The organism is Bradyrhizobium sp. BRP23 (genome assembly GCF_020194135.1).
Classification (GTDB): domain Bacteria; phylum Pseudomonadota; class Alphaproteobacteria; order Rhizobiales; family Xanthobacteraceae; genus Bradyrhizobium; species Bradyrhizobium yuanmingense.
Genome location: NZ_JADYVW010000002.1, coordinates 1 through 22,092, shown reverse-complemented (window position 1 = coordinate 22,092; position 22,092 = coordinate 1). Strand labels below are relative to the sequence as shown.

General features: G+C 64.9%; 23 protein-coding genes. 9 read left to right on the top strand and 14 right to left on the bottom strand.

Annotated features, from left to right (window positions below):
- Window positions 1–74 precede the first annotated feature (74 nt).
- Genes I6F24_RS04305 through fliL form a run of 4 tightly spaced genes read right to left on the bottom strand, consistent with a single transcriptional unit; the run spans window position 75 to window position 3,008 of the window.
- The gene (locus I6F24_RS04305; RefSeq protein ID WP_036013086.1) at window positions 75–836 is read right to left on the bottom strand and encodes a flagellar protein FlbB; all 762 of its coding nucleotides are present in this window, start codon (window positions 834–836) and stop codon (window positions 75–77) included.
- Between the two features lie 9 nt (window positions 837–845).
- Window positions 846–1,292 carry a DUF6468 domain-containing protein gene (locus I6F24_RS04300; RefSeq protein ID WP_074448249.1) on the bottom strand — a complete coding sequence of 149 codons (447 nt, stop codon included), beginning with the start codon at window positions 1,290–1,292 and terminating at the stop codon, window positions 846–848.
- Window positions 1,289–2,491 (bottom strand): flagellar motor switch protein FliM, encoded by a 1,203-nt coding sequence (gene fliM, locus I6F24_RS04295; RefSeq protein WP_036027916.1) that lies wholly within the window; start codon window positions 2,489–2,491, stop codon window positions 1,289–1,291. The genes I6F24_RS04300 and fliM overlap by 4 nt, the downstream gene beginning before the upstream one ends.
- A gap of 19 nt (window positions 2,492–2,510) precedes the next feature.
- The gene (gene fliL, locus I6F24_RS04290; protein WP_036027917.1) at window positions 2,511–3,008 is read right to left on the bottom strand and encodes a flagellar basal body-associated protein FliL; all 498 of its coding nucleotides are present in this window, start codon (window positions 3,006–3,008) and stop codon (window positions 2,511–2,513) included.
- 383 nt (window positions 3,009–3,391) lie between these two features.
- On the opposite strand from fliL, the gene flgF reads away from it, so the two are divergent.
- Genes flgF through flgH form a run of 4 tightly spaced genes read left to right on the top strand, consistent with a single transcriptional unit; the run spans window position 3,392 to window position 6,868 of the window.
- The gene (flgF, locus tag I6F24_RS04285) at window positions 3,392–4,153 is read left to right on the top strand and encodes a flagellar basal-body rod protein FlgF (protein WP_036027918.1); all 762 of its coding nucleotides are present in this window, start codon (window positions 3,392–3,394) and stop codon (window positions 4,151–4,153) included.
- Between the two features lie 16 nt (window positions 4,154–4,169).
- Window positions 4,170–4,958 carry a flagellar basal-body rod protein FlgG gene (gene flgG / locus I6F24_RS04280; protein ID WP_036013098.1) on the top strand — a complete coding sequence of 263 codons (789 nt, stop codon included), beginning with the start codon at window positions 4,170–4,172 and terminating at the stop codon, window positions 4,956–4,958.
- Window positions 4,959–4,968: 10 nt separating this feature from the next.
- Window positions 4,969–6,099, top strand: a complete 1,131-nt coding sequence (gene flgA, locus I6F24_RS04275) for a flagellar basal body P-ring formation chaperone FlgA (RefSeq protein ID WP_036027931.1) — start codon at window positions 4,969–4,971, stop codon at window positions 6,097–6,099.
- Between the two features lie 4 nt (window positions 6,100–6,103).
- Window positions 6,104–6,868, top strand: coding sequence for a flagellar basal body L-ring protein FlgH (flgH, locus tag I6F24_RS04270; RefSeq protein ID WP_036027919.1), 765 nt, complete (start codon window positions 6,104–6,106; stop codon window positions 6,866–6,868).
- Between the two features lie 134 nt (window positions 6,869–7,002).
- Here flgH and I6F24_RS04265 read toward each other — a convergent pair whose 3' ends face one another.
- The 5 genes from I6F24_RS04265 to I6F24_RS04245 all read right to left on the bottom strand — a co-directional run bounded on the left by I6F24_RS04265 (window position 7,003) and on the right by I6F24_RS04245 (window position 12,057).
- The gene (locus I6F24_RS04265) at window positions 7,003–8,169 is read right to left on the bottom strand and encodes a PcfJ domain-containing protein (protein WP_036027920.1); all 1,167 of its coding nucleotides are present in this window, start codon (window positions 8,167–8,169) and stop codon (window positions 7,003–7,005) included.
- Between the two features lie 346 nt (window positions 8,170–8,515).
- Window positions 8,516–9,295 (bottom strand): fumarylacetoacetate hydrolase family protein, encoded by a 780-nt coding sequence (locus I6F24_RS04260; protein ID WP_036027921.1) that lies wholly within the window; start codon window positions 9,293–9,295, stop codon window positions 8,516–8,518.
- 82 nt (window positions 9,296–9,377) lie between these two features.
- The gene (locus tag I6F24_RS04255; protein ID WP_036027922.1) at window positions 9,378–10,406 is read right to left on the bottom strand and encodes an aldehyde reductase; all 1,029 of its coding nucleotides are present in this window, start codon (window positions 10,404–10,406) and stop codon (window positions 9,378–9,380) included.
- Window positions 10,407–10,862: 456 nt separating this feature from the next.
- A complete protein-coding gene (gene dksA, locus I6F24_RS04250; protein WP_085966600.1) occupies window positions 10,863–11,228 on the bottom strand; it encodes an RNA polymerase-binding protein DksA in 366 nt (121 codons plus the stop codon).
- A gap of 217 nt (window positions 11,229–11,445) precedes the next feature.
- Window positions 11,446–12,057, bottom strand: a complete 612-nt coding sequence (locus tag I6F24_RS04245; protein WP_036013109.1) for an NAD(P)-dependent oxidoreductase — start codon at window positions 12,055–12,057, stop codon at window positions 11,446–11,448.
- 163 nt (window positions 12,058–12,220) lie between these two features.
- Between I6F24_RS04245 and I6F24_RS04240 the strand changes: the two genes are divergently transcribed.
- On the top strand, window positions 12,221–12,592 hold the full coding sequence (locus I6F24_RS04240; RefSeq protein ID WP_025037390.1) for a helix-turn-helix domain-containing protein: 372 nt from the start codon (window positions 12,221–12,223) through the stop codon (window positions 12,590–12,592).
- A gap of 12 nt (window positions 12,593–12,604) precedes the next feature.
- On the opposite strand, the gene I6F24_RS04235 is transcribed toward I6F24_RS04240, so the two are convergent.
- Entirely contained in the window at window positions 12,605–13,018 is a 414-nt protein-coding gene (locus tag I6F24_RS04235) for a flagellar assembly protein FliX (RefSeq protein WP_036027923.1), read from the bottom strand.
- Window positions 13,019–13,301: 283 nt separating this feature from the next.
- Between I6F24_RS04235 and I6F24_RS04230 the strand changes: the two genes are divergently transcribed.
- From I6F24_RS04230 to I6F24_RS04215, 4 genes are all read left to right on the top strand, one after another.
- Window positions 13,302–14,426 carry a flagellar basal body P-ring protein FlgI gene (locus I6F24_RS04230; protein WP_036027924.1) on the top strand — a complete coding sequence of 375 codons (1,125 nt, stop codon included), beginning with the start codon at window positions 13,302–13,304 and terminating at the stop codon, window positions 14,424–14,426.
- On the top strand, window positions 14,426–14,794 hold the full coding sequence (flgJ, locus tag I6F24_RS04225; protein ID WP_225151164.1) for a flagellar assembly peptidoglycan hydrolase FlgJ: 369 nt from the start codon (window positions 14,426–14,428) through the stop codon (window positions 14,792–14,794). Before I6F24_RS04230 ends, flgJ begins: the two co-directional genes overlap by 1 nt.
- Window positions 14,795–14,805: 11 nt before the next feature.
- Window positions 14,806–15,303: a hypothetical protein gene (locus I6F24_RS04220; RefSeq protein ID WP_036013118.1), complete on the top strand. Its 498-nt coding sequence runs from the start codon at window positions 14,806–14,808 to the stop codon at window positions 15,301–15,303.
- A gap of 158 nt (window positions 15,304–15,461) precedes the next feature.
- Window positions 15,462–15,821 carry a hypothetical protein gene (locus tag I6F24_RS04215; protein WP_036013119.1) on the top strand — a complete coding sequence of 120 codons (360 nt, stop codon included), beginning with the start codon at window positions 15,462–15,464 and terminating at the stop codon, window positions 15,819–15,821.
- A gap of 157 nt (window positions 15,822–15,978) precedes the next feature.
- On the opposite strand, the gene flaF is transcribed toward I6F24_RS04215, so the two are convergent.
- The 4 genes from flaF to I6F24_RS04195 all read right to left on the bottom strand — a co-directional run.
- Window positions 15,979–16,347 carry a flagellar biosynthesis regulator FlaF gene (flaF, locus tag I6F24_RS04210; RefSeq protein ID WP_018642830.1) on the bottom strand — a complete coding sequence of 123 codons (369 nt, stop codon included), beginning with the start codon at window positions 16,345–16,347 and terminating at the stop codon, window positions 15,979–15,981.
- A gap of 294 nt (window positions 16,348–16,641) precedes the next feature.
- Window positions 16,642–18,936 carry a DUF1522 domain-containing protein gene (locus I6F24_RS04205; protein WP_036027928.1) on the bottom strand — a complete coding sequence of 765 codons (2,295 nt, stop codon included), beginning with the start codon at window positions 18,934–18,936 and terminating at the stop codon, window positions 16,642–16,644.
- A gap of 220 nt (window positions 18,937–19,156) precedes the next feature.
- Complete coding sequence (locus I6F24_RS04200; protein WP_225151162.1) at window positions 19,157–21,436, bottom strand: DUF1522 domain-containing protein; 2,280 nt, start codon at window positions 21,434–21,436, stop codon at window positions 19,157–19,159.
- A 330-nt stretch (window positions 21,437–21,766) separates the two neighbouring features.
- Window positions 21,767–22,092 (bottom strand): flagellin (locus I6F24_RS04195; RefSeq protein WP_276573421.1); only part of this gene is annotated, 326 nt, incomplete at its 5' end.

Here is a 22,092-nt window from a genome sequence, read left to right as displayed (position 1 = left end):
AATTAGGCGCACGAGGCATTTCTCTGGGCTTCAGTCGACAGCGCGCGGATTGAAAGCGCGCTTCTCCTCGAGCCTCAATTCGGCTTTTGCGTCGGCTTGCCGTCGATCTTGGGCAATTCGCCGGCCGAGGCGGACTGATCGCCGCCGCCATTGGCGCGGCGGGCCATCTCGACGGTCAGCCGCTCGGCGGCTTCCGATGACATCAGGCCCAGGATGTCCGACATCTTGCGCGGCGCGATCGCCGAGGCGATCTCGATCAGCACGCCCATTTCGAGCCGGTCGAACACCCGCGCGGCATCCTTGGGCTTCATGCCCTCGTACATGGTCACGAGGCCCTTCATGCGCTGGGCTTCGGCGGCCTTCTGCTCGGCCTGGGTCGCGGAGATGCGGGTTTCCACCGCCTTCATCTCCTCGACCTTGGTCTCGATGCGCTTCTCGGCCGACTTGAGCAGGCTTTCGCGGATGTCGATCTCGCGCTGGCGCGCCTCGATCTCCTGACGCCGCGCCTGCAACCGTTCCAGGATCGCGCGCTCCGCGGCCGAGACCTGCGGCTGCCCCTCGTCGATCTTGACGACGGTGCCACCCTCCATCTTGGTCTCGGGCGCTGCCGGCTTAGGTGCTTCCTTCGGCGCAGGGGTCGAGCCGGTGATGTCGGGATCCTCGCGGCCGGTCGGGAAATTCAGGTTCTCTTCCGCCCAGGATTTCTTGCCCTGGTTCGGCTTGTAGTCGAAGACATAGCCGCCGTTGATCGCAAGGCCCGCCACCTTCAGCGTGGCGAGGCCGGCAACGGCGACCAGGACGACCGGAATGACGCGGATGTTACGAAAGGACTTCATACCCAGGCTTCATGCGGCAAGGCCGTTGGATCGTCGGCGCTCGGAGAAGGCTTCGGCGGCCGCCGCCACCGCCTTCGCGGACGACGGCTTGGGCGCGGGCGCGGCGACCGTCTCCGGATTGGTGACGGGACGCGCGGCGATCGCGATCTTGGACAGGCGCCGCACCACGTTGTCGGCCTCGCCGAGCTGCTTGTAGAGCTGATCCGACATCTGCGTCGCGGCGGCGAGCTGGCTGCCGAGGTTCTCGTTGACGTCGCGCACGGCGAGCTTCAGCCCGCCGATCGCGCGCTCGGCAATCTCGGTCGCGGTGATCAGCTCGGCGATGACGGCCTTCAGCGAATGCTCGTCCGCCTTCAGCCGCCTCAAGCGCTTGTTGAGCGTGACGCAGTAGACGATCGTCAGCATCAGCAGGATAGCCACCAGCGTCTCGATCGCCATTCCCAGGGAGTGGTTCATGGGGCCTCCATCATCTTGTTCTGCTCGTCCACCTTCTCGAACATCGCAAGTGTCGTACTTGGCTTGCGCAAGGGTTTCGTCACACGGATCGCGACGCGGTCGCCGACCCGGCCCATCCGCCCCTCGGTCAGCGTGACGTCGCCGCAACGCACGGTGACGTTGGCGTCGGCGCGCATGTCGAGCGGCAGCGTGTCGCCGACCTTGAGCCGCATCAGCTGCTTGAGCGGAATGTCGGCCTCGTAGAGCACGGCGTCGACGGCGATCTCGGCCTGCACGATCTCGGTGGCGAAGTGGCCCTCCCAGACCGGGTCGCGGCCGAACTTTTCGCCCATGAACATCTGGAGCAGGACGCCCCGGATCGGCTCGATGGTCGCATAAGGCAGCAGCAGCTCGATGTTGCCGCCGCGGTCTTCCATGTCGATGCGCAGGCGCACCAGGATCGCGGCGTTGGCGGGACGGCTGATCGCGGCGAAACGCGGATTGGTCTCGAGCCGGTCGATCGAGAAGGTCACCGGCGACAGCGGCCGGAACGCCTGCTCGGCGTCGGCCAGCACCACCTCGACCAGCCGCTTGACCAGCTCGGTCTCGATCGTGGTGTAGGGCCGGCCCTCGATGCGCAGCTGGCTGGTGCCGCGGCGGCCGCCGAGCAGCACGTCGATCATCGAATAGATCAGGTTGGAATCGACCGTCGCCATGCCGAAGTTCTCCCACTCCTCGGCCTTGAAGACGGTGAGGACGGCGGGCAGCGGGATCGAGTTCATGTAATCGCCGAAGCGCACCGAGGTGATGCGGTCGAGCGAGACTTCGACGTTGTCGGAGGTGAAATTGCGCAAGGAGGTCGTCATCAACCGCACCAGGCGGTCGAAGACGATTTCGAGCATCGGCAGGCGCTCGTAGGAGACCATCGCCGAATCGATGATCGCGCGAATGCCGGAATGGTCGTCGAGCGTGACGTCACCGACGGTGAAGCCGAGGAGATTGTCGATCTCCTCCTGGGACAACACCCGCTCGCCGGAATTCTTGCCGGTGCCGAGATCGCGGCTGCCGTCCTCGACCATGGCGGCCCATTGCAGGGCCATCGTCTCCGATAGCTCGTTCTCGGCGGCAGCCTTTGCCGCCTCGGCGGGATCCTCGCTATCGAGCGAGGCCTCCCACTGGGCGGCAATTGCATCCTGGTCGACTTGGTCGTTGCCCGCCATGATCCCTAGTCCGTCATGCTCACTGGACCACGACTTCCTTGAACAGCACGGCGCTGACCTGGATCGGGGCGACCGCCGCGTTGACGCGCTTGGTCAGCTCCTCCTTGAGGCGGAAGATGCCGGCCGAACCGTTGAGGTCGGACGGGCGCAGCTCGCGCACATAGGTCTGGAAGATGTCGGTGACGCGCGGCATCGTCGGCTTGATCGCCTCGATCTGCTTCTCTTCCTTCAGCTCCAGCACGATCTTCAACCGCAGATATTGCACGCGCTCGCCGGGCGAACCGGCGAGGTTGACCATCAGGTCGGGAACGTCGACGAAGGCCGGCGGCTTCGGCGGCGGCGCGGCCTCGGCATGATGCTCATCGCCGCTATGACGGAAGAAGAAGAACCAGGTCGCAGCACCGCCGCCGAGCACGGCGAGCGCGCCGACGACCATGATGATGAGCTTGAGCTTGTTCTTCGGCGGAGCGGCTTCCGCGCCATCAGCGGCTGCGCCGCCTTCCTCGTTCTCTGCCATGGTTGCCGCGCCCGTTCATCTCTCAAAGGGGTCGAAAGAGCGAAGCCTCCTGGCAGACAATGACGCGATACGAATGCCCCAGCGCAATGCGCTCCTCTGATGCGCAAACGCTACGGTAATAATGGTTAACGGAATCTTTCGATTGGGCCGCCGCTAGGAAAAATCTGCCGGGCAAACATGGCTAACAGAACCTTTCTGCCGCCTGCTCGCGCCCCTCGAAAGTCGCCAACACATTGAAGTTACGTGATTTTCCTGATTGGCACGGCTTTCGCTGAGACAGGCCCGAGACCGCACGGCTTGGGAGAGCCCGACGGTCTCGGTCACGGGGTCCGCCAAGGCGCTTGGGAGAGCGAAATGGCAGATCCGCTCAGGGGAGATTTCCGATGCAGAACGCGCGTCTGATCGGCTTGTCACGGCAGATGACGTTGGAACGGCAGATGGATGTCATCGCCAACAACGTCGCCAATGCCAACACCAACGGCTTCAAGTCCGACCATTCGCTGTTCGAGGAATATCTGAACTCGAACGCGCGTGAGGACAATTTCATCGGCCGCGACCGCCGGGTCTCCTATGTCCACGACCGCGGCACCTTCCGCAACATCAGCCAGGGGCCGCTGGAGCCGACCAACAATCCGCTCGACATGGCGATCAACGGCGGCGCCTATTTCGCAGTGCAGGCCAACGGCGGCGAGTTTTATACCCGCGACGGCAAGTTCTCGCTCAACAGCACCGGCCAGCTCGTCACCGCCGACGGCAATCTCGTGCTTGGCAATGCCGGCCCGATCACCTTTCAGCCGACCGACCACGACATCAACGTCGCGCCCGACGGCACCGTCACGGTGCTCGAGGGCACGGCGCGGACCGACTCGATCCGCGGCAAGATCCGCATGGTCTCGTTCGACGATCCGGCCAAGCTGACCAAGCTCGGCGCCAATCTCTATGCCGCCGGCTCGGCGAACCAGCAGCCCGACACCAAGTCCACCCTGCAGCAGGGCTATGTCGAGAAGTCGAACGTGAATGCGGTCGGCGAGATGACCCGCATGGTCGAGGTGATGCGCAGCTACGCCGCGGTCGCCAACCTGCTGCAGCAGCAGAGCGACCTCCATAAATCGGCGATCGAGAAGCTCGCCGACGTTCCGGCCTGATTGAAGGAGAACTGAGATGCAGGCGCTTCACACCGCAGCGACCGGAATGGCGGCACAGGAACTCAACGTTCAGGTGATCTCCAACAACATCGCCAACCTCCGCACCACCGGATTCAAGAAGCAGACGGCGGCGTTCCAGGATCTTATCTACGAGCACGTCCGCCGCGTCGGCGCCCAATCGTCGGACCAGGGCACCATCCTACCGGTCGGCGTCGACATCGGCGGCGGCGTCAAGACCGTCGGCACGCCGCGCAGCATGACGCAAGGCACGCTGTCGCAGACCGGCAACGACCTCGATCTCGCCATCTCGGGCGAGGGCTTCTTCAAGATCCTGATGCCCGACGGCACCTTCCAGTACACCCGCGACGGCACCTTCCAGATGGACAATCAGGGCCGCGTCGTCACCGCGCAGGGCAATCCGGTGCAGCCCACTATCACCATTCCCAACAACGCCTCGGGCATCTCCGTGAGCGAGCAGGGCCAGGTCTCGGTGACGTTGCCGGGCTCAACCACCTCCTCGATCGTCGGCCAGATCGGCGTCACGCGCTTCATCAACAAGGCGGGCCTGCAGCCGGTCGGCAACAACCAGTTCACCGAGACGCCCTCGTCCGGTGCGCCGCAGGACGGCACCGCGAACACCGAAGGTTACGGCAAGCTCACGCAAGGCAGCCTGGAGCAGGCCAATGTCGACGTCGTCTCGGAGATGAGCGACCTGATCGCCGCCCAGCGCGCCTACGAGATGAACGCCAAGGTGATCAGCGCCGCCGACCAGATGATGCAATCGACCACGGCGTTGTTCCGCTGAGGTGATGACCATGATCCGCGCCACCCTCGCCGCCATCTCCACCCTTCTCGCGCTGGCCTTGCCGGCAGCGGCCGCCGACGATTTCATCGCCGCGCCGACGCTGCGCGCAAGCGTCACGGTGACTTCGGACGTGGTGCGGATCGGCGATCTCATCGACAACGCCGGATCGGCCGCGCTGATCCCGGTCTACCGCTCGCCCGATCTCGGCACCACCGGCACGCTGACGACAGGCCAGGTGCTCTCGGTCCTGCGAGCCAAGCAGGTGATCGGCGTCATGACCGGGGACATCAAAGAGGTCCAGGTCACCCGCCTCGCCCGCACGCTCGCGAGCAAGGATATCGAAAACGCCGTCGCCGCGGCGCTCGAGCGCCGCTTCGGCCTCGGCGACGCCGCCAACATCACCATCACGTTCGACCGCAGCGTCGCCGAGATGCGGCTGGACGCCTCCAACAGCGGCGCGCTGCAGCCGGTCGCAACCCGCTATGATGCCCGCAGCACGCGTTTCGACATCGCCTTCGAGATCGCCAACGACGGCAACGCCGCGCCGACCAAGCTGCGCTTCACCGGCACCGCGATCGAGACGGTGGAGGTGGCCGTGCTGACCCGCGACATCGACCGCGCCGATCTCCTGAAATCCTCCGACCTGTCGTTGGAGCGCCGGCCGAAGGCCGAAGTCGCCGGCGAGCCTGCCTCGCGCGACCGCAGCATCGGCATGCAGCTGCGCCGAGCAATGCGCGCGGGCACGCCGATCCGCGCCGCCGACCTCGTCAAGCCCGACTTCGTGGTGCGCGACCAGGCCGTCACCATCATCTACCAGGTGCCCGGTCTCTATCTCACCACGCGCGGCAAGGCGATCGAGAGCGGTGCCGAGGGCGACACCGTCAGCGTGCTCAATCTGCACTCCAAGCGCACGCTGACCGGCATCGTGACCGGCCGCGGCCAGGTCACGGTGCAGGGCGCCAGCCAGTCCGCACCGATGGCACCGGCGGTCGAGCAGACCTCGTCGGTCAAGCGCGACCCCGTGCCGGCGGCCGCTGCCCTGGCGCAGAGCCTGGTCCAGGCACCCGCGTCCGCAGCCGAGATCGCCCAAGCCCAGATTCCGCAAGTCCGCCTCTCGCAAGCTCCAGCCAAGTCAGAGTAGATTCATGTCCACGTTCAGTTCGGCCTCCCGCCTTCGTCGCATCGCGATCTCTGCCCTGCTGCTTGCAATTTGCGCCTTGGCGAGCGGCTGCTCCTCGATCGACCGCCTGTCGCAGATCGGCGAGCAGCCGAAGCTGTCGGCGATCGACAACCCGACGACGCAGCCCGGCTACAAGCCGGTGCAGATGCCGATGCCCAAGCCTGAGGTCGCCTCCTACAATCCGAACTCGCTGTGGCGCAACGGCAGCCGCGCCTTCTTCAAGGACCAGCGCGCCCGCCAGGTCGGCGATCTCCTGACGGTAGCCGTGAACATCACCGACAAGGCCAACATCGAGAACGACACCTCGCGCAGCCGCAGCAACAAGGAAGATTCCGGGATCACGGACTTCATCGGCTCCCAGACGATCACCCAGGCCAACAAGATCCTCCCCGGCCGCATCCTGACCGCCGACTCGACCTCCTCGAGCGAGGGCAAGGGCAGCGTCGACCGCAAGGAAGCTCTGCAGACCAACGTCGCCGCGGTGGTGACCCAGGTGCTGCCGAACGGCAATTTGGTGGTCGAAGGCAAGCAGGAGATCCGCGTCAACTTCGAAATTCGCGAGCTGATCGTCGCCGGCATCGTCCGCCCCGAGGACATCCAGAGCGACAACACCATCGACTCCACCAAGATCGCCCAGGCCCGCATCGCCTATGGCGGCCGCGGCCAGATCACCGACGTGCAGCAGCCGCGCTACGGCCAGCAGGTCATGGACGTGCTGCTGCCCTTCTAAGCCCCTTCAAGAGCTCCCACATCGTGCTCGCGAACTAAAGGCGCGAACGACGATGTACTACGCGGCCCTCGCTAGCTCCCCTGGCGAGGGCCGCATGTATTTTGCCTGCGCCGCCGAAGCGGCGCAGGCTTCTCTCACAGCAGCATGATCCCGCGTGCTTGCGCCCATCGCTGGAGGATCTTGCACTCCTCGGCAAACGGCGGACGGTTCGCAAACCCACGAACCTGAACCGCCCTGGAACGGGTATCAAGCTCGATGGTCAGCAGCCGCTGGACGTCACCCGAGGCACGGCGACGGAGCGACCAGATCGAGGCATGCCCGGCAATGCACTTTGTCGCGTAAGTGGCGACGCAGTGACGCATGCCCCGCGTCTCAGCCACGAGATCGGCTGCGGTCCGCAACTGGACCACGACATATTCTTCGCGCTTGGCGCGGTCCTTGGACGACTTGGTCCATGACCAGTCCGCGATCGCTGCACCGGGCCAACGGTCCTCGCTCTGCTCGGGGCCTGCTGCCAGCCCCCCCGCACGGTTTCGCGCCGCCTCGGCGCGACGGCGTGCGGCCTCGATACGAGCAATCGCATCGAGATCGCGATGCCATTCGCGCATCTGCCGCCCAAGCGAGATCAGTGAACGCCCCTTGAGGGTGTACTCTGGATCACGCCGGTGGCAATCGGCGAGGTAGTCATGGAAGTCATCCATGTCCTCGACCGTGGTGGCATACGCGCAGAAGAAGCGCACCACCTCGCGCCAGAAGCGATGCTGAGCGCGCTGCGTCTGTGTGATCCTGGTGCGCGCGATCCGCATCGCAACAGCGGGATCGGTCGCATAGGAACGCGCAATCGCCTGCCAGATCGCAGCCTCGAAGCCGACCTTCCCCAACGGATTGAGGAACGCATGGACCTCCTTGCGAGACAGCCATTCGGCCGCACCGGCGGCGTAGAGCGAACCGCCGCCGGCCGCCACGACATACCATCGCTTGCGCAACATGATCTCGTCGCGGCTCAGTCCCGCGCTGTCGATCCAGATCTGCTCCAGATGCTCAGCGACAGGATAGCGCGCAAAGAGATAGCGGGCGGCGCCAAGACGAAGACGCGCCGCGTCGCGAGTTTTCAGCTGCGGCTTCCATGCCGAAGCATCGCGAAGGACGTCCGCCTCGAAGCCACGCCTGGCCTCTTTGATCGCGTTCTCGAAATCCGGTGGAGGACGCGTCCGCTGCGACACATGCCGCAGCGACAGCTCGTAGGCTTCAACCCGCGTGCGCTCGGCCTCCCGCCGGCGCTGAATCAATGACTGTGCCATTGTCGTTCAACATGATTGGATGACTGTCAGCCGGACGCACTGAGAGCGTCGGCACGGAATGTGTCGATCGCCACAAAGTACTCACGGCTGGTCTCCTCAATTTTGAACGCGCAGGTTGAATGGGACGGGGCTCATAGACCCGATTGCCGGCGGGCGCAAGATGCCTTTGTCGGGATGTGTCAGAAACTGCGTACTGCGAGGCAGGTCCGCGACATTATTGCAACGCCGCGACAACACACTCCGTCATTGCGAGCGCAGCGACTTGTCCGCCGAAGCCTTGGCGAAGGCGCGACGTACCGGATTCCCCGCCTTCGCGGGGAATGACTGCGGAGAGGACCAATGCCGCTCACGTAAACTCCGCCTCCACCACGCCGAGCCCGTCCAGCTCCATCCGCACCTTGTCGCCGGCCTTCAGCCACAGCGTCTTCACCAGGCTGCCGGTGAGCACGAGCTGCCCGGCGTGCAGCCCCTTGCCTTCGGCGGCGAGATGGTTGGCGAGCCAGGCGAGCGCGTTGTGGGGATGGCCGAGCACGTCCGCACCGGTGCCGTGGCTGACCTCCTCGCCGTTGACGATGGCGCGGCCCTTGACCGCCTTGAGGTCCGGCACCGACGAGCGCGGGACCGAGGGACCCAGCACGCAGCCGGCGGCGAAGAAATCGTCGGCGATCAGGGTCGGCGCGCCCATCGTCTCCCATTTCACGTAGCGGTCGTCGACGATCTCGATCGCCGGATGATAGGACTCGACCGCCTCGCCGACCCATTCGGCCGTGAACGGCGCTTCGCCGGCGGCAAGGTCCCGCTTCAGCCGCACCGCGATCTCGCATTCGACCCCGACCCGGACATAATTGGAGGCGGCGAGCTTGGCGCCGTTGTCATGGACGCCCTTCTGGAACACGCCGCCGCCGCAAGGGTGCGGGATGCCGATATAGTCCTGCATCACCTGGCTGGTGCAGCCGATCTTGTAGCCGACGAGCGGACCGACATGCGGCAGCAGCAAATCGTGCAGGGTGCGCTGGACCTGATAGCCCTCGGCTTCGTCCGCAGGGGGGCGCTCCAGCGCCGCGAGCGGGGCGTGGTTGCGGCGCGCCAGCGCGATCGCCTTTGCGGCTTCGAGAATCTTGTCCATCGGCGCCGCCTCCCACGCTACGCAGTCCAAGGCGGCACTTCAGCATCCCCGCTCCGGCCTGACAAGCGCGGGCGGCATGCCCTCACCCCTTGACGAGGCCGAGCCGGATCAGGCTCTCGGCGGTCGCAAGGATCGCCTCCTCATTGGAGCGCGCCTGCCAGCCGAGCAGCGACTTGGCCTTGGCGCTGGTGGAATGCCTGATCATTCCGAGCATCGGCACGACCGCACGCAGCAGCGGAATCCGGCGGGCGGCCAGCCGCACCAGCCAGTCCGGCGCCTGGAGCCGCGGAACCCGGCGCGCCCGGGGCCCGAGTTCCCGCCGCAGCACGCGGGCGATGTCGAGGATCGACATCGTCTCGCCGGAGACCGCGATGAAACGCTCGCCCTTCGCCTCCGGAGCAATCATCGCCCGCAGATGCAGCTCGGCGACGTCGCGGACGTCGACCACGCCGAAATAGACCCGCGGCACCGCCGGCATGGCACCGTCGAGCAGAGATCTGACGATCTCGATCGAGCCGGAAAAGTCCGGCCCCAGCACCGGCCCGAAAATACCGGCAGGGTTGATCACCGACAGCTCCAGCCCATTCCCCTCGCCCGCGACGAAATCCCAAGCCGCCCGCTCGGCCAGCGTCTTGGACTTGACGTAGGGTTGGCCGTCGACACCGGCGAGATTGGTCCATTCGGTCTCATCGAACGGCTTGTCGCGCGGCGGATGGCCATAGCCGATCGCGCCCAGCGACGAGGTGATGACGACTCTCTTGACACCGGCCGCGCGCGCGGCCCGGAGCACCCGGATCGTTCCGTCGCGGGCGGGGATGATCATCTCGTTCTCGTCCGTGGGGACGGTGGTCGAGAGCGGGGACGCCACATGGAGAACGTAGTCGCAGCCCGCGACCGCCGCCGCCCAGCCGTCGTCCCGGGTCAGATCGGCGGCGACGAAGGCCACGCTCTCGGGCGTCGCCGCCTCGCCCTCGCGCAGCATGGCGAGCACATCGGCCTGGCGCTCTGGCCGGCGCACCGTCGTCCGCACGGCATGGCCGGCGGCCAGAAGTTGCAGGACGACATGGATGCCGACGAAGCCCGACCCGCCGGTGACCAGAACAGTGCTCATGACCCACGTTCCCCGCAAGCTGGAGACTCTGTTAGCGCTGAAGAACGGCGCGCTTCGTGTTGGCGCCTTTGCGGCGCTCGATCGGCGTACGGCCTGCTGCCGGCGTTTAAGGAAATATTGAGCTGGTCCAGGCTTTATGGGAATGCCCGTCTCGAGACGTCGCAGCAGGCCTGATTGCAGCGATGCTTGATGCAGCTGGATCAGCGTCTCAACTTCAGAGTCGATCTCGTTGATGCGACTCGCAAAATCTCCCGCACCTGAAGTGAAGGCTGTTTCTCATCCGAACTCACGTGAGCTCGGAGCAATCCGGTCTAGCCCGTTGATCGCGATTCACCTTTCGCGATCGCGCTGTCGCCATGGTGGGCGCGACGGCAAGCTATGGGCAATATGCGGAGCATGGCGCGAAATGGCGCCCTGCGTCCAAAAACAAAGAGCCGCATCTCTGCGGCTCGGACCTTATTCGTCGCGATAGACCTTCTCGCGTTTCTCGTGGCGCTCCTGCGCTTCCACCGAGAGCGTCGCGATGGGCCGGGCCTCGAGCCGCTTCAACGAGATCGGCTCGCCGGTTTCCTCGCAATAGCCGTAGGTGTTGTCCTCGATACGCTGGAGCGCGGCATCGATCTTGGCGATCAATTTGCGCTGGCGGTCGCGGGCGCGGAGTTCGATGGCACGGTCGGTTTCGGACGAGGCCCGATCGGCGAGATCGGGGTGGTTCACGTTCTCCTCCTGCAGAGCCTGCAGGGTGAGCTTGGATTCTTTGAGGATCTCATCCTTCCAGGCGAGGAGCTTCAAACGGAAGTACTCCTTCTGCCGGTCGTTCATGAAAGGCTCTTTGTCGGTCGGTCGGTAGTTTTTCAACTTTTCCAAGGGAGGCCTATCTTCTTAAGCAACGACTCGCGGACGGACCGGGGTCCGTTGAGCCGGGCCTTATATAGTGGCCTCCCGTGACAGACAATATTTCCCTCACCGCCCGATCCGCGCCCCCAAGCCCTTGCACAGGAAGGTTTATCCTTGAGGGCTTGGAGGCAGCTGGCCGCCCTTAATAGCCGACCGTGAAGCGCTGCTTCAGGTGGGCCGGCTTTTCGATCTCGTCGGCGAGCGCAATGGCGTAGTCGGCGAAGGTGATCCAGCTCTTGCCGTTCGCATCTGCGAGAAGCTGGTCGGTCCCGAGCCGGAACTTGCCGGTGCGCTCCCCCTCCTCGAACAGCGCCGAGGGCGAGATGAAGGTCCAGTTCAGGTCCTTTTCCTGCCGCAGCAGGTCCAGGAAGGCCGAGCCCGCCTCCGCTTCGGCCTTGTATTGGGCCGGAAAATTGGGAGTCGTGACCAGCTTCACGCCCGGGGCAACCTCGAGGCTCCCGGCGCCGCCCACCACGAGGTAGCGACCGACCTTGGAGTCCTTCGCCGCACCGATCAGCTTGAGCGGATCACTGGCCAGGAAGTGCACGGAACTCACGGCGACGTCGTGACCGGCCCACAGCTTGGCGAGGCCCGCCTGGTCGAGCACATCCCCCTTGGTTGGCGTGACGTTCGGCAGGGCCGCAATCTTTTCCGGGTTCCGGGCGATGGCCGTGACCGTGTGGCCGCGGCGGGACAGTTCCCTGGTGATCTCCGACCCAGCCCGGCCCGAGGCACCGGCGACTGCGATTTTCATGGAAGGCTCCTTTGCTTCTATGGTAACTGACAGAGACTAGATATCGCAAAGAATGCTGGTGTTAAGAGAGCACTTTGTGCTTACCTGATTACGCTGAGGTAACTGATCGCGTACAACCGGCACGCGGATGCCAAGCAACGGTATGGATTTCCGAGAACCGACGATGAAACCCGACGTCTACGCAGCGAACTGCCCCACCCGCCAAATCCTCGATCGCGTCGGCGACAAATGGGCGGTGCTGATCCTCTTGCTCCTGCGCGAGGAGCCGATGCGCTTCAATCAATTGCGCCGCACGATTGAAGGCATCTCGCAGAAGATGCTGAGCCAGGTGCTTAAGTCGCTCGAACGCGACGGCCTGATCAGGCGCCGCGCCATCGCGACCGTGCCAGTGACGGTGGAATATTCGATCACCCAGCTCGGCCTGACACTGGCGGCGGCTGTGGATCCCTTACGCGATTGGGCCGAGCAAAATCTGAAAGACGTGCTCGCCGCCCAGCGCCGCTATGATGCGCAGTTGAAGGAGGAAGCGGCGTAAGAGCCTCCGTGACTACGCCTGCCCGGCCTTCGCCAGTTCGACCTCGACCCGCAGCTCGATCTCGGAGAGCACCGCATCGAGACCGGCATCGCCCGAGGACGATTTCAGGTGGGCCGCCGCATCACGCAGCCGCATCACGGTCGAGGCGTCGAGATTGCCGGACAACAGGCCCATCTTGAGATCGTCGAGCACGTCGAGCGCAGTCCTGCCGCGGGCGACCGAGCGCTTGCGGCGCTCGACCGGATCCTCCTCGACACCCTGCAACGCTAGCAGCGCATCGATGTTGGCGGCCGCCTTCGGTGCGGCAGCGCTCCGCGTCTCCTGCGCCGATGAGGTGTCGGGCAGCACGAAACTGCCGGAGCCCGTCCGCTTGGCCTGGCTGGCCGGCGTGCCAAGCGTCGTACCGTTCGGTCCGTAGATGCGCATCGGAAAGAATCCGGGTGATCGATGCCTCACCTTCGCTGTCTTATGGTTAACGCTGCGTAAACGGCCCGGCAAAATCTGCCGACAGGCGGCAGTTTCGCTCCCCAGGGCGAACGAGTGCTGACAGCGGACGCAACAGATTTATTCAAGCTATTCAGCCACCTAGCTCGCCACCAGGCGTTGGCACAGCGCTCGCAAGGAAAGCGCCGGACCAGCTCGTCATGGGAGTGTCGTGCAAGTCCTGTCCGATTTGAGGAGCCCTTTCTAGGGGCCTTGGGGAGCAGAGATGCCAGGCGTTCGTTGGGTGAGGATTGTTGGGTTGGCCTGCGCCGCGCTGTCGGCGCTGGCGCTGTCGGTCACCTCGGCGGCGGCGACCTCGCGCATCAAGGACCTCGCCAATATCGAGGGCGTGCGGCAGAACCAGCTCATCGGTTATGGCCTCGTCGTCGGCCTCAACGGCACCGGCGACACGCTCAACAACATCCCCTTCACCAAGCAGTCGCTGCAGGCGATGCTCGAGCGCATGGGCGTCAACATCCGCGGCGCCACCATCCGCACCGGCAACGTCGCCGCCGTCATGGTCACGGGCAACCTGCCGGCCTTCGCCACTCAGGGCACGCGCATGGACGTCACGGTGTCCGCGCTCGGCGACGCCAAGAACCTCCAGGGCGGCACCCTGCTGGTCACCCCCCTGCTCGGCGCCGACGGCAACGTCTATGCGGTGGCGCAGGGCTCGCTCGCGATCTCCGGCTTCCAGGCCGAGGGCGAGGCGGCCAAGATCGTGCGCGGCGTGCCAACGGTGGGACGCATCGCCAACGGCGCCATCATCGAGCGCGAGATCGAGTTCGCGCTCAACCGGCTGCCGAACGTCCGCCTGGCGCTGCGCAACCCCGACTTCACGACGGCCAAGCGCATCGCGGCCGCGATCAACGACTATCTCGGCGTCAAGACCGCCGAGCCGATCGATCCCTCGACGGTGCAGCTGTCGATCCCGCCCGAGTTCAAGGGCAACGTCGTCGCTTTCCTCACCGAGATCGAGCAGCTCCAGGTCGACCCTGATCTCGCCGCCAAGATCGTCATCGACGAACGCAGCGGCATCATCGTGATGGGCCGCGACGTCCGCGTCGCCACCGTCGCGGTGGCGCAGGGCAACCTCACGGTCACCATCTCCGAGAGCCCGCAAGTGAGCCAGCCCAATCCGCTGTCACGCGGCCGCACCGTGGTCGCGCCGCGCAGCAGCGTCACCGTCACCGAGGACGGCAAGAAACTGGCGCTCGTCAAGGACGGCGTCTCGCTCCAGCAGCTCGTCGACGGCCTCAACGGCCTCGGCATCGGCCCCCGCGACATGATCAGCATCCTCCAGGCGATCAAGGCCGCCGGCGCCATCGAAGCCGACATCGAGGTGATGTGATGCAGACCAGCGTGATCAACACCCCTCGCCTCGCCACCAGTTCGGCCTTCTCGGTCGAGAGCCGGAACGGCCGGCCGGACTTCGAGCTCGCCGCCGCGCTGCAAAAGGTCTCGCCGCAGCAACAGGCCAAGGCCCAGAAGACCGCCACCGACTTCGAGGCAATGTTCCTCAACAGCATGTTCGCGCAGATGACCTCGGGCCTGAAAGGCGAAGGCCCGTTCGGCGACACGCCCGGCACCGGCGTATGGCGCTCGATGCTGACCGAGCAATATTCCAAGAACTTCGCCCAGGCCGGCGGCGTCGGCATCGCCAGCGACGTCTACCGTACCCTCATCCTGCAGCAGGCGAAAACGATCCGCACGGCATAAGGTCAAACGAGATGAACCATTTCAACGCCTCACGTCAGCCGATGCAGGCCCAGCGCCCGGGCAGCGCGCCCGTCAGCAGCGAGGCGCGCAAGCTCGCCGAAGGCCTAATGGACGCGATGAGCGCCCTGCTCGGATTGATCGAGCGCGAGACAGAGCTCGTCCGCGCCGGCAAGGTCCGCGAGGCGATGACGCTCGAGGGCAAGAAGCAGGAATTGTCGCGCAGCTACGTCAGCGCAGTCGGCCAGCTGAAGGCAAACCAGGACCAGCTCGCGAAGTCCGCGCCGGAGCTCCTCTCGACGCTGCATCGCCACCACGATGCGTTCCGCGCGATGCTCCAGGTCAATCTCACCGTGCTCGCGACCGCGCACGCGGTTTCCGAAAGCGTCGTGCGCGGCGTCAACGCCGAGATCCAGAAGCGCAACGTGCCGAACACCTATACGGCCGCCGGGCGCAGCGCAGCGCCAGGTCCGCGCCATATCACGCCGCTTGCGGTCAGCCGCTCGCTCTGAGCAGCACGAGAACAACCGACAATTTTAAGAAAAACCGCGCGGCGATGGCGTCGCGCGGTTAGGCACGTTTCCTTACCGGGTGTTCAGTCCTGGTGTTCCATGCTTGCGTGATTAGAGGGGTTGGGATTTGACTCACGTAAGGCAACCAGGAGGCTGCCATGAGTACAGATTTCAGCATCAGGCCGGTGGGGATCCCGGCCCCCGTGCAGATCGTACCGACGTCGAATTCGGCGGCGAACGATGCTGTGCAAACTGATCTTCCGGTGAGGCAAACGGTCGCCGCGAGCGATACGAGCGCGCCGGTGCGCAATGATTTGCCGAACCACGAGAACATCTCGCGCCAGGTCGTGTTCGACCAGGCGGCCGCGTCCTTCGTCTTTCAGGTCGTCAACGACAAGACCGACACGGTGGTGAACCAGTTCCCTGACGAGGCGATGCTCCGCCGGCGTGCCTATTTCCACGCACTGGACATGAAGTCCGAGCCCTCGCGTCCGCTCAGCACGGATCTCAGCGCCTAACGATCACGCGATCGATGCCGATGTTTCTGCTCTGCGTCTGGCCGTCATCGGTCAGCGCGGAGTTCGCGTGCCGAGGCAAGACCACTGGCCGCGATCAGCTCCTGCCTAAATTGCGAGTTTCGCCGATGTGCTCGTGATGCGACCATCACGAATTCCGTCACGGCCGTCCGGACAGCCCTGCCGCGATATTGCGGTTGATCTCGATCAGCGGACGGAAGTGATCGAACTGCGGGCTCATCTGCAGCGCGGCGGTCTGGCTCAACACGAACACGCTGATGTTGGCGATCTTCTGCCGGACGTCGATCGGCTGCGGATTGCTGTCGCGCATCGCCTCGCTTAGGAAGATGGTCCAGAGCTTGCGGTTGAACATCAGGGCCTGCATGGTCTGCTCGCTGAGCGGATCGGCGTTGTTCACCGCGTCCTGGAGCTTGTTGGCGGCCTTGAGCAGAGTCTGCGCCTCGATGTCGCGAGGAGATGCGGTGGTGGTTGCAACACGCGCATAAGCCGAGGCAGCGGAATTCGACATCAATCACACCCTGGAGGTTACCTAGCGCGTTGTACGCGCTTAAGGATTTCTTTCCCAACCCTAGGCAGCACCGCTTAAGATTTGCTTACGTATCGTGCTTGGAAGTACTCCGCAGAATTACGGGGCACGGAGTCCTTCGTCAGCGCAACGCTAGATCTACGCACGCACGATGTAAACTCGCCTGGCGTGATCCGCGTCGATCTCGGCTAATCTCGACTTAGCGATCTTCGTCAAAAGAACGGCGGAGCATCAGCTCCGCCGCGTAATCTCGAATAGCGAAGTTGCGCTGCGGAATTAGCGGAGCAGCTGCAGCACGCTCTGTTGCGACTGGTTGGCCAGCGACAGCGCGGAGACCGCGATCGACTGGCGCGTCGACAGCGCCTGGCTGTTCGCCGCTTCCTCATTGGTGTCGGCAAGCGTCAGGTTGGCTGAGCCGGTCTGCAGCACGTTGATCAGGTTCTTGGAGAAGTCCTGACGCACCTGCACGATCGACAGGTTCGAACCGAGCGTGGAGCCTTGCGAACGCAACGTGCTCGAGGCCGCGTTCAGGCTGGCCAGCACCCTGTTGGTGGCACCGTTGTCGATGAAATCGACGCCGTTGACGAGATTGCTGAGACCGAGGCCCGCCGCATTGAACACCACGCCGTTGATGCTCAGCGTGGAGCTGCCGGTCTCGTTGAAGACCAGCTTCAGCGTGTCGCCATTGAGCAGGTTGACGCCGTTGAAGGAGGAGTCCTGCGAGGTCGTGTCGATCTGGGCCAGAATGTTGTTGAACTGGTTGACTAGGTTGGAGCGCGCGGTCTGCGCCACGGGATCCTGGACCGGCGGCTGCGCGGTGGTGAAGGCGAGAACGCCGGTGATCGTGCCGCCGACCGCGCCGCCCGCGATCGTCGAGCCGAGCGTCGAAGAGGCGTATTCATTGACGGTGGTCACCGTGAGCACGCCGTTGGCATCGATCGTGGCCGTCAGGTGATTGGCCTGAAGCTGCGCGTTGAGTTGGTCAAGCGTCTTGACGGTGCCGTTGGTGCCGTCGCCGAAGGTGACGTTGACAGGCGTGCCGCCGTTGAAGGAGGTGAAGGTCAGGGTCTTGCCGCTGATGCCGCCGACGCCCGAAGTGCGCGCCGCGGTGAAGGCCGTCGCCGTTCCCGTGTTGCCGCTGAGGCCGAAGGCGCTGAGCGCATTGCCGGTGCCGGTGATCGACAGGTCGGCATTGATGCCGGTCGAGAGCGCAAGCTGACCGCTGCTGTTGACCGACGACGGGATCTGGCCCGCGGTGGTCGAGATGGTTGCCGCGCCGTTGAAGATGCTGGCGGTCTTGACGCCGGTGGCGAGGTCGACCGCGTTAAGCAGATCGGTCAGCGTCGCGCTCTGGATGTAGACCGTCGAGTTACCGTTGCCGTCTGTGACGACGTTGCCGCTGACGCCATAGCCGGTGGCCACGCTCGCTGTCGATTGCGGCGTCTGCGCGTTCTTGAAGGTGATGGTCTTACCGCCGATGTTCAGCGTCGAGCCGTCCTGGACCAGGGTGCCGAGCGAACCCGCGGTCGTCGAGCGGTTCGCGGTCACGTTCGCGTTGCCCGCGCCGGTCGCGGACGTCAGGCCGAGTGCTTTGAGGAAGTCGGCCTTGCCCGTCACGCTCAGATCGGCGCCGGTCGAACTCTTCAGCGTCACCGCGCCACCACCCGAGATGGACGATGCTACCTGAAGCGTGCCGACAGGGCCGGCCGAGCCGCTGACCGCGAATGTCGCCGCGCCTGCGCTGATGGTTGCGGTCTTGACGCCGCTGGCGAGGTCGATGGCGGTGAGGACGTCGTTGACGGTCGCTAGGGGCGCCGCCGCCGTTCCCTGATAAATGATTGAATTGCCGTTGCCATCGGTGGCGATGTGCCCGCTGGCGTCGAGGCCCCAGCCGGTCGGCTGGGCGCTCGGAGCAGCGCCGGTGCGGAACGTGATGGTCTTGCCGTTCACCGTGATGGTGTCGCCGTCCGCGGGCGGCGTGCCGAAGGTGGTCGATGCCGTGGTGCCGACCAGCGTCGCCGTGCCGGACAGCGCGGTGGTGCCGTCGGCGGCGAGCGCGGCCGTGCCGGTGAAGGTGCCGGCGGTCGAGCCGAGCGAGGCGCCGAGTGCGGCAGTTCCCGTGACCGGGGTCACGCCGCCGGCCGCGCCGGTATAGAGCACGTTGCTCTTCGCGGTCGCACTCGCATAGGAGGTCGTGCCGCGCAGGTCGGCCGGGGTCGCGCCGGGAATCGTGGTGGAGACGTTCGACTTGGTGGAATAGCCGACCGTGGTCTGCAGCGCCTGGTTGGCGATCGACTTGGCGCTGTCGATCAGTTTCTGCAGCGAGGTGATGCCTGTGTTGGCGGCCTGCAACACCTGGACGCCGTTATTGATGCCGTCGAGCAGGTTGCTGATGTCGCTCGCCCGGTTGTCCAGCCCCTGCGCCGTGAAGAAGTTGGTGGGATTGTCGAGCGCCGTGTTGACCTTCTTGCCGGTCGACAGCCGCTCCTGCGTCGTGGCCAGCAAGTCGGCCGTCGACTGCAGCGACAACAGGTTCTGGCGAACTGACGCCGAGAGAACGATGTTGGACATTGGCGAGTCTTCCTCTTGAACCGGATACGAATCGGCCGCGCGGACTGGAAAGCCGGCCTTTTGTCCAGTTTTAGGAGGTGTCCTTTAAAGTATGGTTAACGGCGGTTTAAGGGATAGGGTTAACCGCCGATGAACGTCCCTGCCCGCCCCCGGACGCAAAGAAAAAGCGGCGGGGCCAAGGCCCCGCCGCTCGATTTTAGTCAGTGATTTCAGCCGCTTGTTAGCGGAGCAGCTGCAGCACGCTCTGCTGCGACGTGTTGGCCAGCGACAGCGCCGAGACCGCGATCGACTGCCGGGTCGACAGTGCCTGGCTGTTGGCCGCCTCAACATTGGTGTCGGCCAGGGTCAGGTTGGACGAGCCGGTCTGCAGCACGTTGATCAGGTTCTTGTTGAAGTCCTGACGGATCTGCACCACCGAGAGGTTCGAGCCGAGGCTCGAGGCCTGCGAGCGCAGCGTGCTCGATGCGGCGTTGAGGTTGGTCAGCACCCGGTTGGCGGCGGCGTTGTCGATGAAGTCGACGCCGACCGTCAGCGAGGCGAGGCCGAGACCCTTGGAATTGTAGGTCACGCCCGTGATGTTCAGGCTCGACTTGGCGGTCTCGTCGAACACCAGCTTGAGCTGGTCGCCGTTCAAGAGGTTGACGCCGTTGAACGAGGAGTCCTGCGCGGTGGTGTCGATCTGGTTGAGGATATTGTTGAACTGAGTCACCAGATTGGCACGCGCCGTCTGGGCAACGCCATCCTGGACAGGCGTGGAAGCGGTCGAGAAGGTCAGGGCCGAGGTGAGCGTGCCGCCGATCGCACCGCCGGCAGCCGTCGAGCCGAGCGTCGAGGACGCATAGTCGTTGGAGGCGGTGATGGTCAGCAGGCCGTTGGCGTCGATCGTTGCGGACAGGTTGTTGGCCTGCAGCTTGGTGTTGAGTTGATCGAGCGTCTTGATCGTGCCGTTGGTGCCGTCGCCGAAGGTGACGTTGACCGCCGTGCCGCCGTTGAAGGAGGTGAAGGTCAGGGTCTTGCCGGCGATGCCGCCGATACCGGAGGTGCGTGCCGCGGTGAACGCGGTCGCATTACCGGTGTTGCCGGCGAGGCCGAACACGTTCAGCGCATTGCCGGTGCCGGTGATCGACAGATCAGCGTTGACGCCGGTCGAGATCTTGAGCTGACCGGACGTATTGATCGTCGAGTTGGACTGGCCGGTGGCCGTCGCAAGCGTGGCAACGCCGGCGGCGCTGATGGTCGCGGTCTGCACGCCGGTGGCGAGGTCGATCGCCTTCAGCACGTCGTTGACCGTACCGGCCTGCAGATAGACGGTCGAGTTGCCGTTGCCGTCGGTGACGACGTTGCCGTTGACACCGAAGCCGCTCGGAACGCTGGGAGCACCGGTCGAGCCCGGAACCGGCGCGTTCTTGAAGGTGATGACGTGACCGTTGACGTTCAGCGTCGAACCGTCGGTGATCGTCGCACCCAGCGAGGCCGCGCTCGTGGTCCGGTTGACGTTGACAGTGGCGTTGCCTGCACCTGTCGACGTCGTCAGGGCGAGAGCCTTGAGCAGGTCGGCCTTGCCGGTGACGCTCAGATCCGCGCCTGTCGAGCTCCTCAGCGTGACGGCGCCCGCAGCGACGGTCGAAGCGGTCTGGCCGTTGCTCGTGGCGATCGTCGCCGCACCCGAGGTGATCGAGACCGTCTTGACGCCGCTTGCCAGATCGATCGCGCTCAACAGGTCGTTGACGGTCGCTGCCGGCGTGCCGGCGGTGCCGAGATAAACGGTGGAGTTGCCGTTGCCGTCGGTGACGATGTTGCCGCTGACGCCCGAGCCGGCCGGAACGGAGGACGCGCCCGGAGCCGAGCCGCTGCGGAAGGTGATGGTCTTGCCGTTCACGGTCAGCGTGTCGCCGTCGGCAGGCTGGGCGTTGCCGGCGAGGCCGGTCGCGGTCGTGCCGTTGGTGGCGATCAGGGTCATGGTGCCGGTCAGCGCCGTGGTGCCGTCGCCGGCCGTTGCGCCCGTGCTGGCGAAGACGCCGATGGTGGCGCCGAGCGTGCTGGTGCCGTTCGCCGCCGTGGTGCCGCCGGCGGTGCCGTTATACAGCACGTTGCTGCTCGCCGTCGCGCTGGCGAACGAAGTCGTGCCGCGCAGGTCCGCCGCCGTCGCACCGGCGATCGTGGTCGAAACGTTCGACTTGGTGGAGTAGCCGACGGTGGTCTGCAGCGCCTGGTTGGCGATCGACTTGGCGCTGTCGATCAGCTTCTGCAGCGAGGTCAGGCCGGTGTTGGCGGCCTGCAGCACCTGCACGCCGTTGGCGATGCCGTCGAGCAGATTGTTGATGTCGCTGGCGCGGTTGTCGAGCGACTGGGCCGTGAAGAAGTTGGTGGGATTGTCCAGGGCCGAGTTGACGCTCTTGCCGGTCGACAGACGGTTCTGTGTGGTGGCGAGAAGATCGGCGGTGGACTGGAGAGACAGGAGGTTCTGACGAACCGACGCAGAGAGAACAATACCGGACATGACTCTTACCCTTCTGGCTTACGCGTCTTCGTTCGATCGCTTCCGGATCGAGTGACGGGGCCAGCGTGCCGTGACATGGCTAACAAAGGGTGAAACGCATGAAGCCCGCATAAGCGCCGGTTCACCATAAGCGAGCGGACCGTGCGCGCACGGCGCGCAATCCATCTGAAATCATTGGCAATTCCTGGCGACTACGATCCATTAACCATAACCGCTGGTTACTTTTCGGAGCACCGCCTACCCTCTCGAAATCTCCGAGCCGTGCGCAAAAAGAAAGCGGCGGGACCGAAGCCCCGCCGCCATGATCGTCTTTGCGACGTCGTCCGCGCCTTAGCGGAGCAGCTGGAGCACGCTCTGCTGCGACTGGTTGGCCAGCGACAGCGCGGAGACCGCGATCGACTGGCGGGTCGACAGCGCCTGGCTGTTGGCCGCCTCGACGTTGGTGTCGGCCAAGGTGAGGTTGGACGAGCCGGTCTGCAGCACGTTGATCAGGTTCTTGTTGAAGTCCTGACGGACCTGCACAATCGTCAGGTTCGAGCCGAGGCTCGAGGCCTGCGAGCGCAGCGTGCTCGAGGCGGCGTTGAGGTTGGTCAGCACCTTGTTGGTGGCAGCGTTGTCGATGAAGTCGACACCGCTGGTCAGCGAGGCGAGGCCCA

Excerpts from the sequence above, each read along its gene's own strand:
- I6F24_RS04305 (WP_036013086.1), bottom strand. The coding sequence starts at position 836 with ATGAAGTCCTTTCGTAACATCCGCGTCATTCCGGTCGTCCTGGTCGCC.
- I6F24_RS04300 (WP_074448249.1), bottom strand. The coding sequence starts at position 1,292 with ATGAACCACTCCCTGGGAATGGCGATCGAGACGCTGGTGGCTATCCTG.
- fliM (WP_036027916.1), bottom strand. The coding sequence starts at position 2,491 with ATGGCGGGCAACGACCAAGTCGACCAGGATGCAATTGCCGCCCAGTGG.
- fliL (WP_036027917.1), bottom strand. The coding sequence starts at position 3,008 with ATGGCAGAGAACGAGGAAGGCGGCGCAGCCGCTGATGGCGCGGAAGCC.
- flgF (WP_036027918.1), top strand. The coding sequence starts at position 3,392 with ATGCAGAACGCGCGTCTGATCGGCTTGTCACGGCAGATGACGTTGGAA.
- flgG (WP_036013098.1), top strand. The coding sequence starts at position 4,170 with ATGCAGGCGCTTCACACCGCAGCGACCGGAATGGCGGCACAGGAACTC.
- flgA (WP_036027931.1), top strand. The coding sequence starts at position 4,969 with ATGATCCGCGCCACCCTCGCCGCCATCTCCACCCTTCTCGCGCTGGCC.
- flgH (WP_036027919.1), top strand. The coding sequence starts at position 6,104 with ATGTCCACGTTCAGTTCGGCCTCCCGCCTTCGTCGCATCGCGATCTCT.
- I6F24_RS04265 (WP_036027920.1), bottom strand. The coding sequence starts at position 8,169 with ATGGCACAGTCATTGATTCAGCGCCGGCGGGAGGCCGAGCGCACGCGG.
- I6F24_RS04260 (WP_036027921.1), bottom strand. The coding sequence starts at position 9,295 with ATGGACAAGATTCTCGAAGCCGCAAAGGCGATCGCGCTGGCGCGCCGC.
- I6F24_RS04255 (WP_036027922.1), bottom strand. The coding sequence starts at position 10,406 with ATGAGCACTGTTCTGGTCACCGGCGGGTCGGGCTTCGTCGGCATCCAT.
- dksA (WP_085966600.1), bottom strand. The coding sequence starts at position 11,228 with ATGAACGACCGGCAGAAGGAGTACTTCCGTTTGAAGCTCCTCGCCTGG.
- I6F24_RS04245 (WP_036013109.1), bottom strand. The coding sequence starts at position 12,057 with ATGAAAATCGCAGTCGCCGGTGCCTCGGGCCGGGCTGGGTCGGAGATC.
- I6F24_RS04240 (WP_025037390.1), top strand. The coding sequence starts at position 12,221 with ATGAAACCCGACGTCTACGCAGCGAACTGCCCCACCCGCCAAATCCTC.
- I6F24_RS04235 (WP_036027923.1), bottom strand. The coding sequence starts at position 13,018 with ATGCGCATCTACGGACCGAACGGTACGACGCTTGGCACGCCGGCCAGC.
- I6F24_RS04230 (WP_036027924.1), top strand. The coding sequence starts at position 13,302 with ATGCCAGGCGTTCGTTGGGTGAGGATTGTTGGGTTGGCCTGCGCCGCG.
- flgJ (WP_225151164.1), top strand. The coding sequence starts at position 14,426 with ATGCAGACCAGCGTGATCAACACCCCTCGCCTCGCCACCAGTTCGGCC.
- I6F24_RS04220 (WP_036013118.1), top strand. The coding sequence starts at position 14,806 with ATGAACCATTTCAACGCCTCACGTCAGCCGATGCAGGCCCAGCGCCCG.
- I6F24_RS04215 (WP_036013119.1), top strand. The coding sequence starts at position 15,462 with ATGAGTACAGATTTCAGCATCAGGCCGGTGGGGATCCCGGCCCCCGTG.
- flaF (WP_018642830.1), bottom strand. The coding sequence starts at position 16,347 with ATGTCGAATTCCGCTGCCTCGGCTTATGCGCGTGTTGCAACCACCACC.
- I6F24_RS04205 (WP_036027928.1), bottom strand. The coding sequence starts at position 18,936 with ATGTCCAACATCGTTCTCTCGGCGTCAGTTCGCCAGAACCTGTTGTCG.
- I6F24_RS04200 (WP_225151162.1), bottom strand. The coding sequence starts at position 21,436 with ATGTCCGGTATTGTTCTCTCTGCGTCGGTTCGTCAGAACCTCCTGTCT.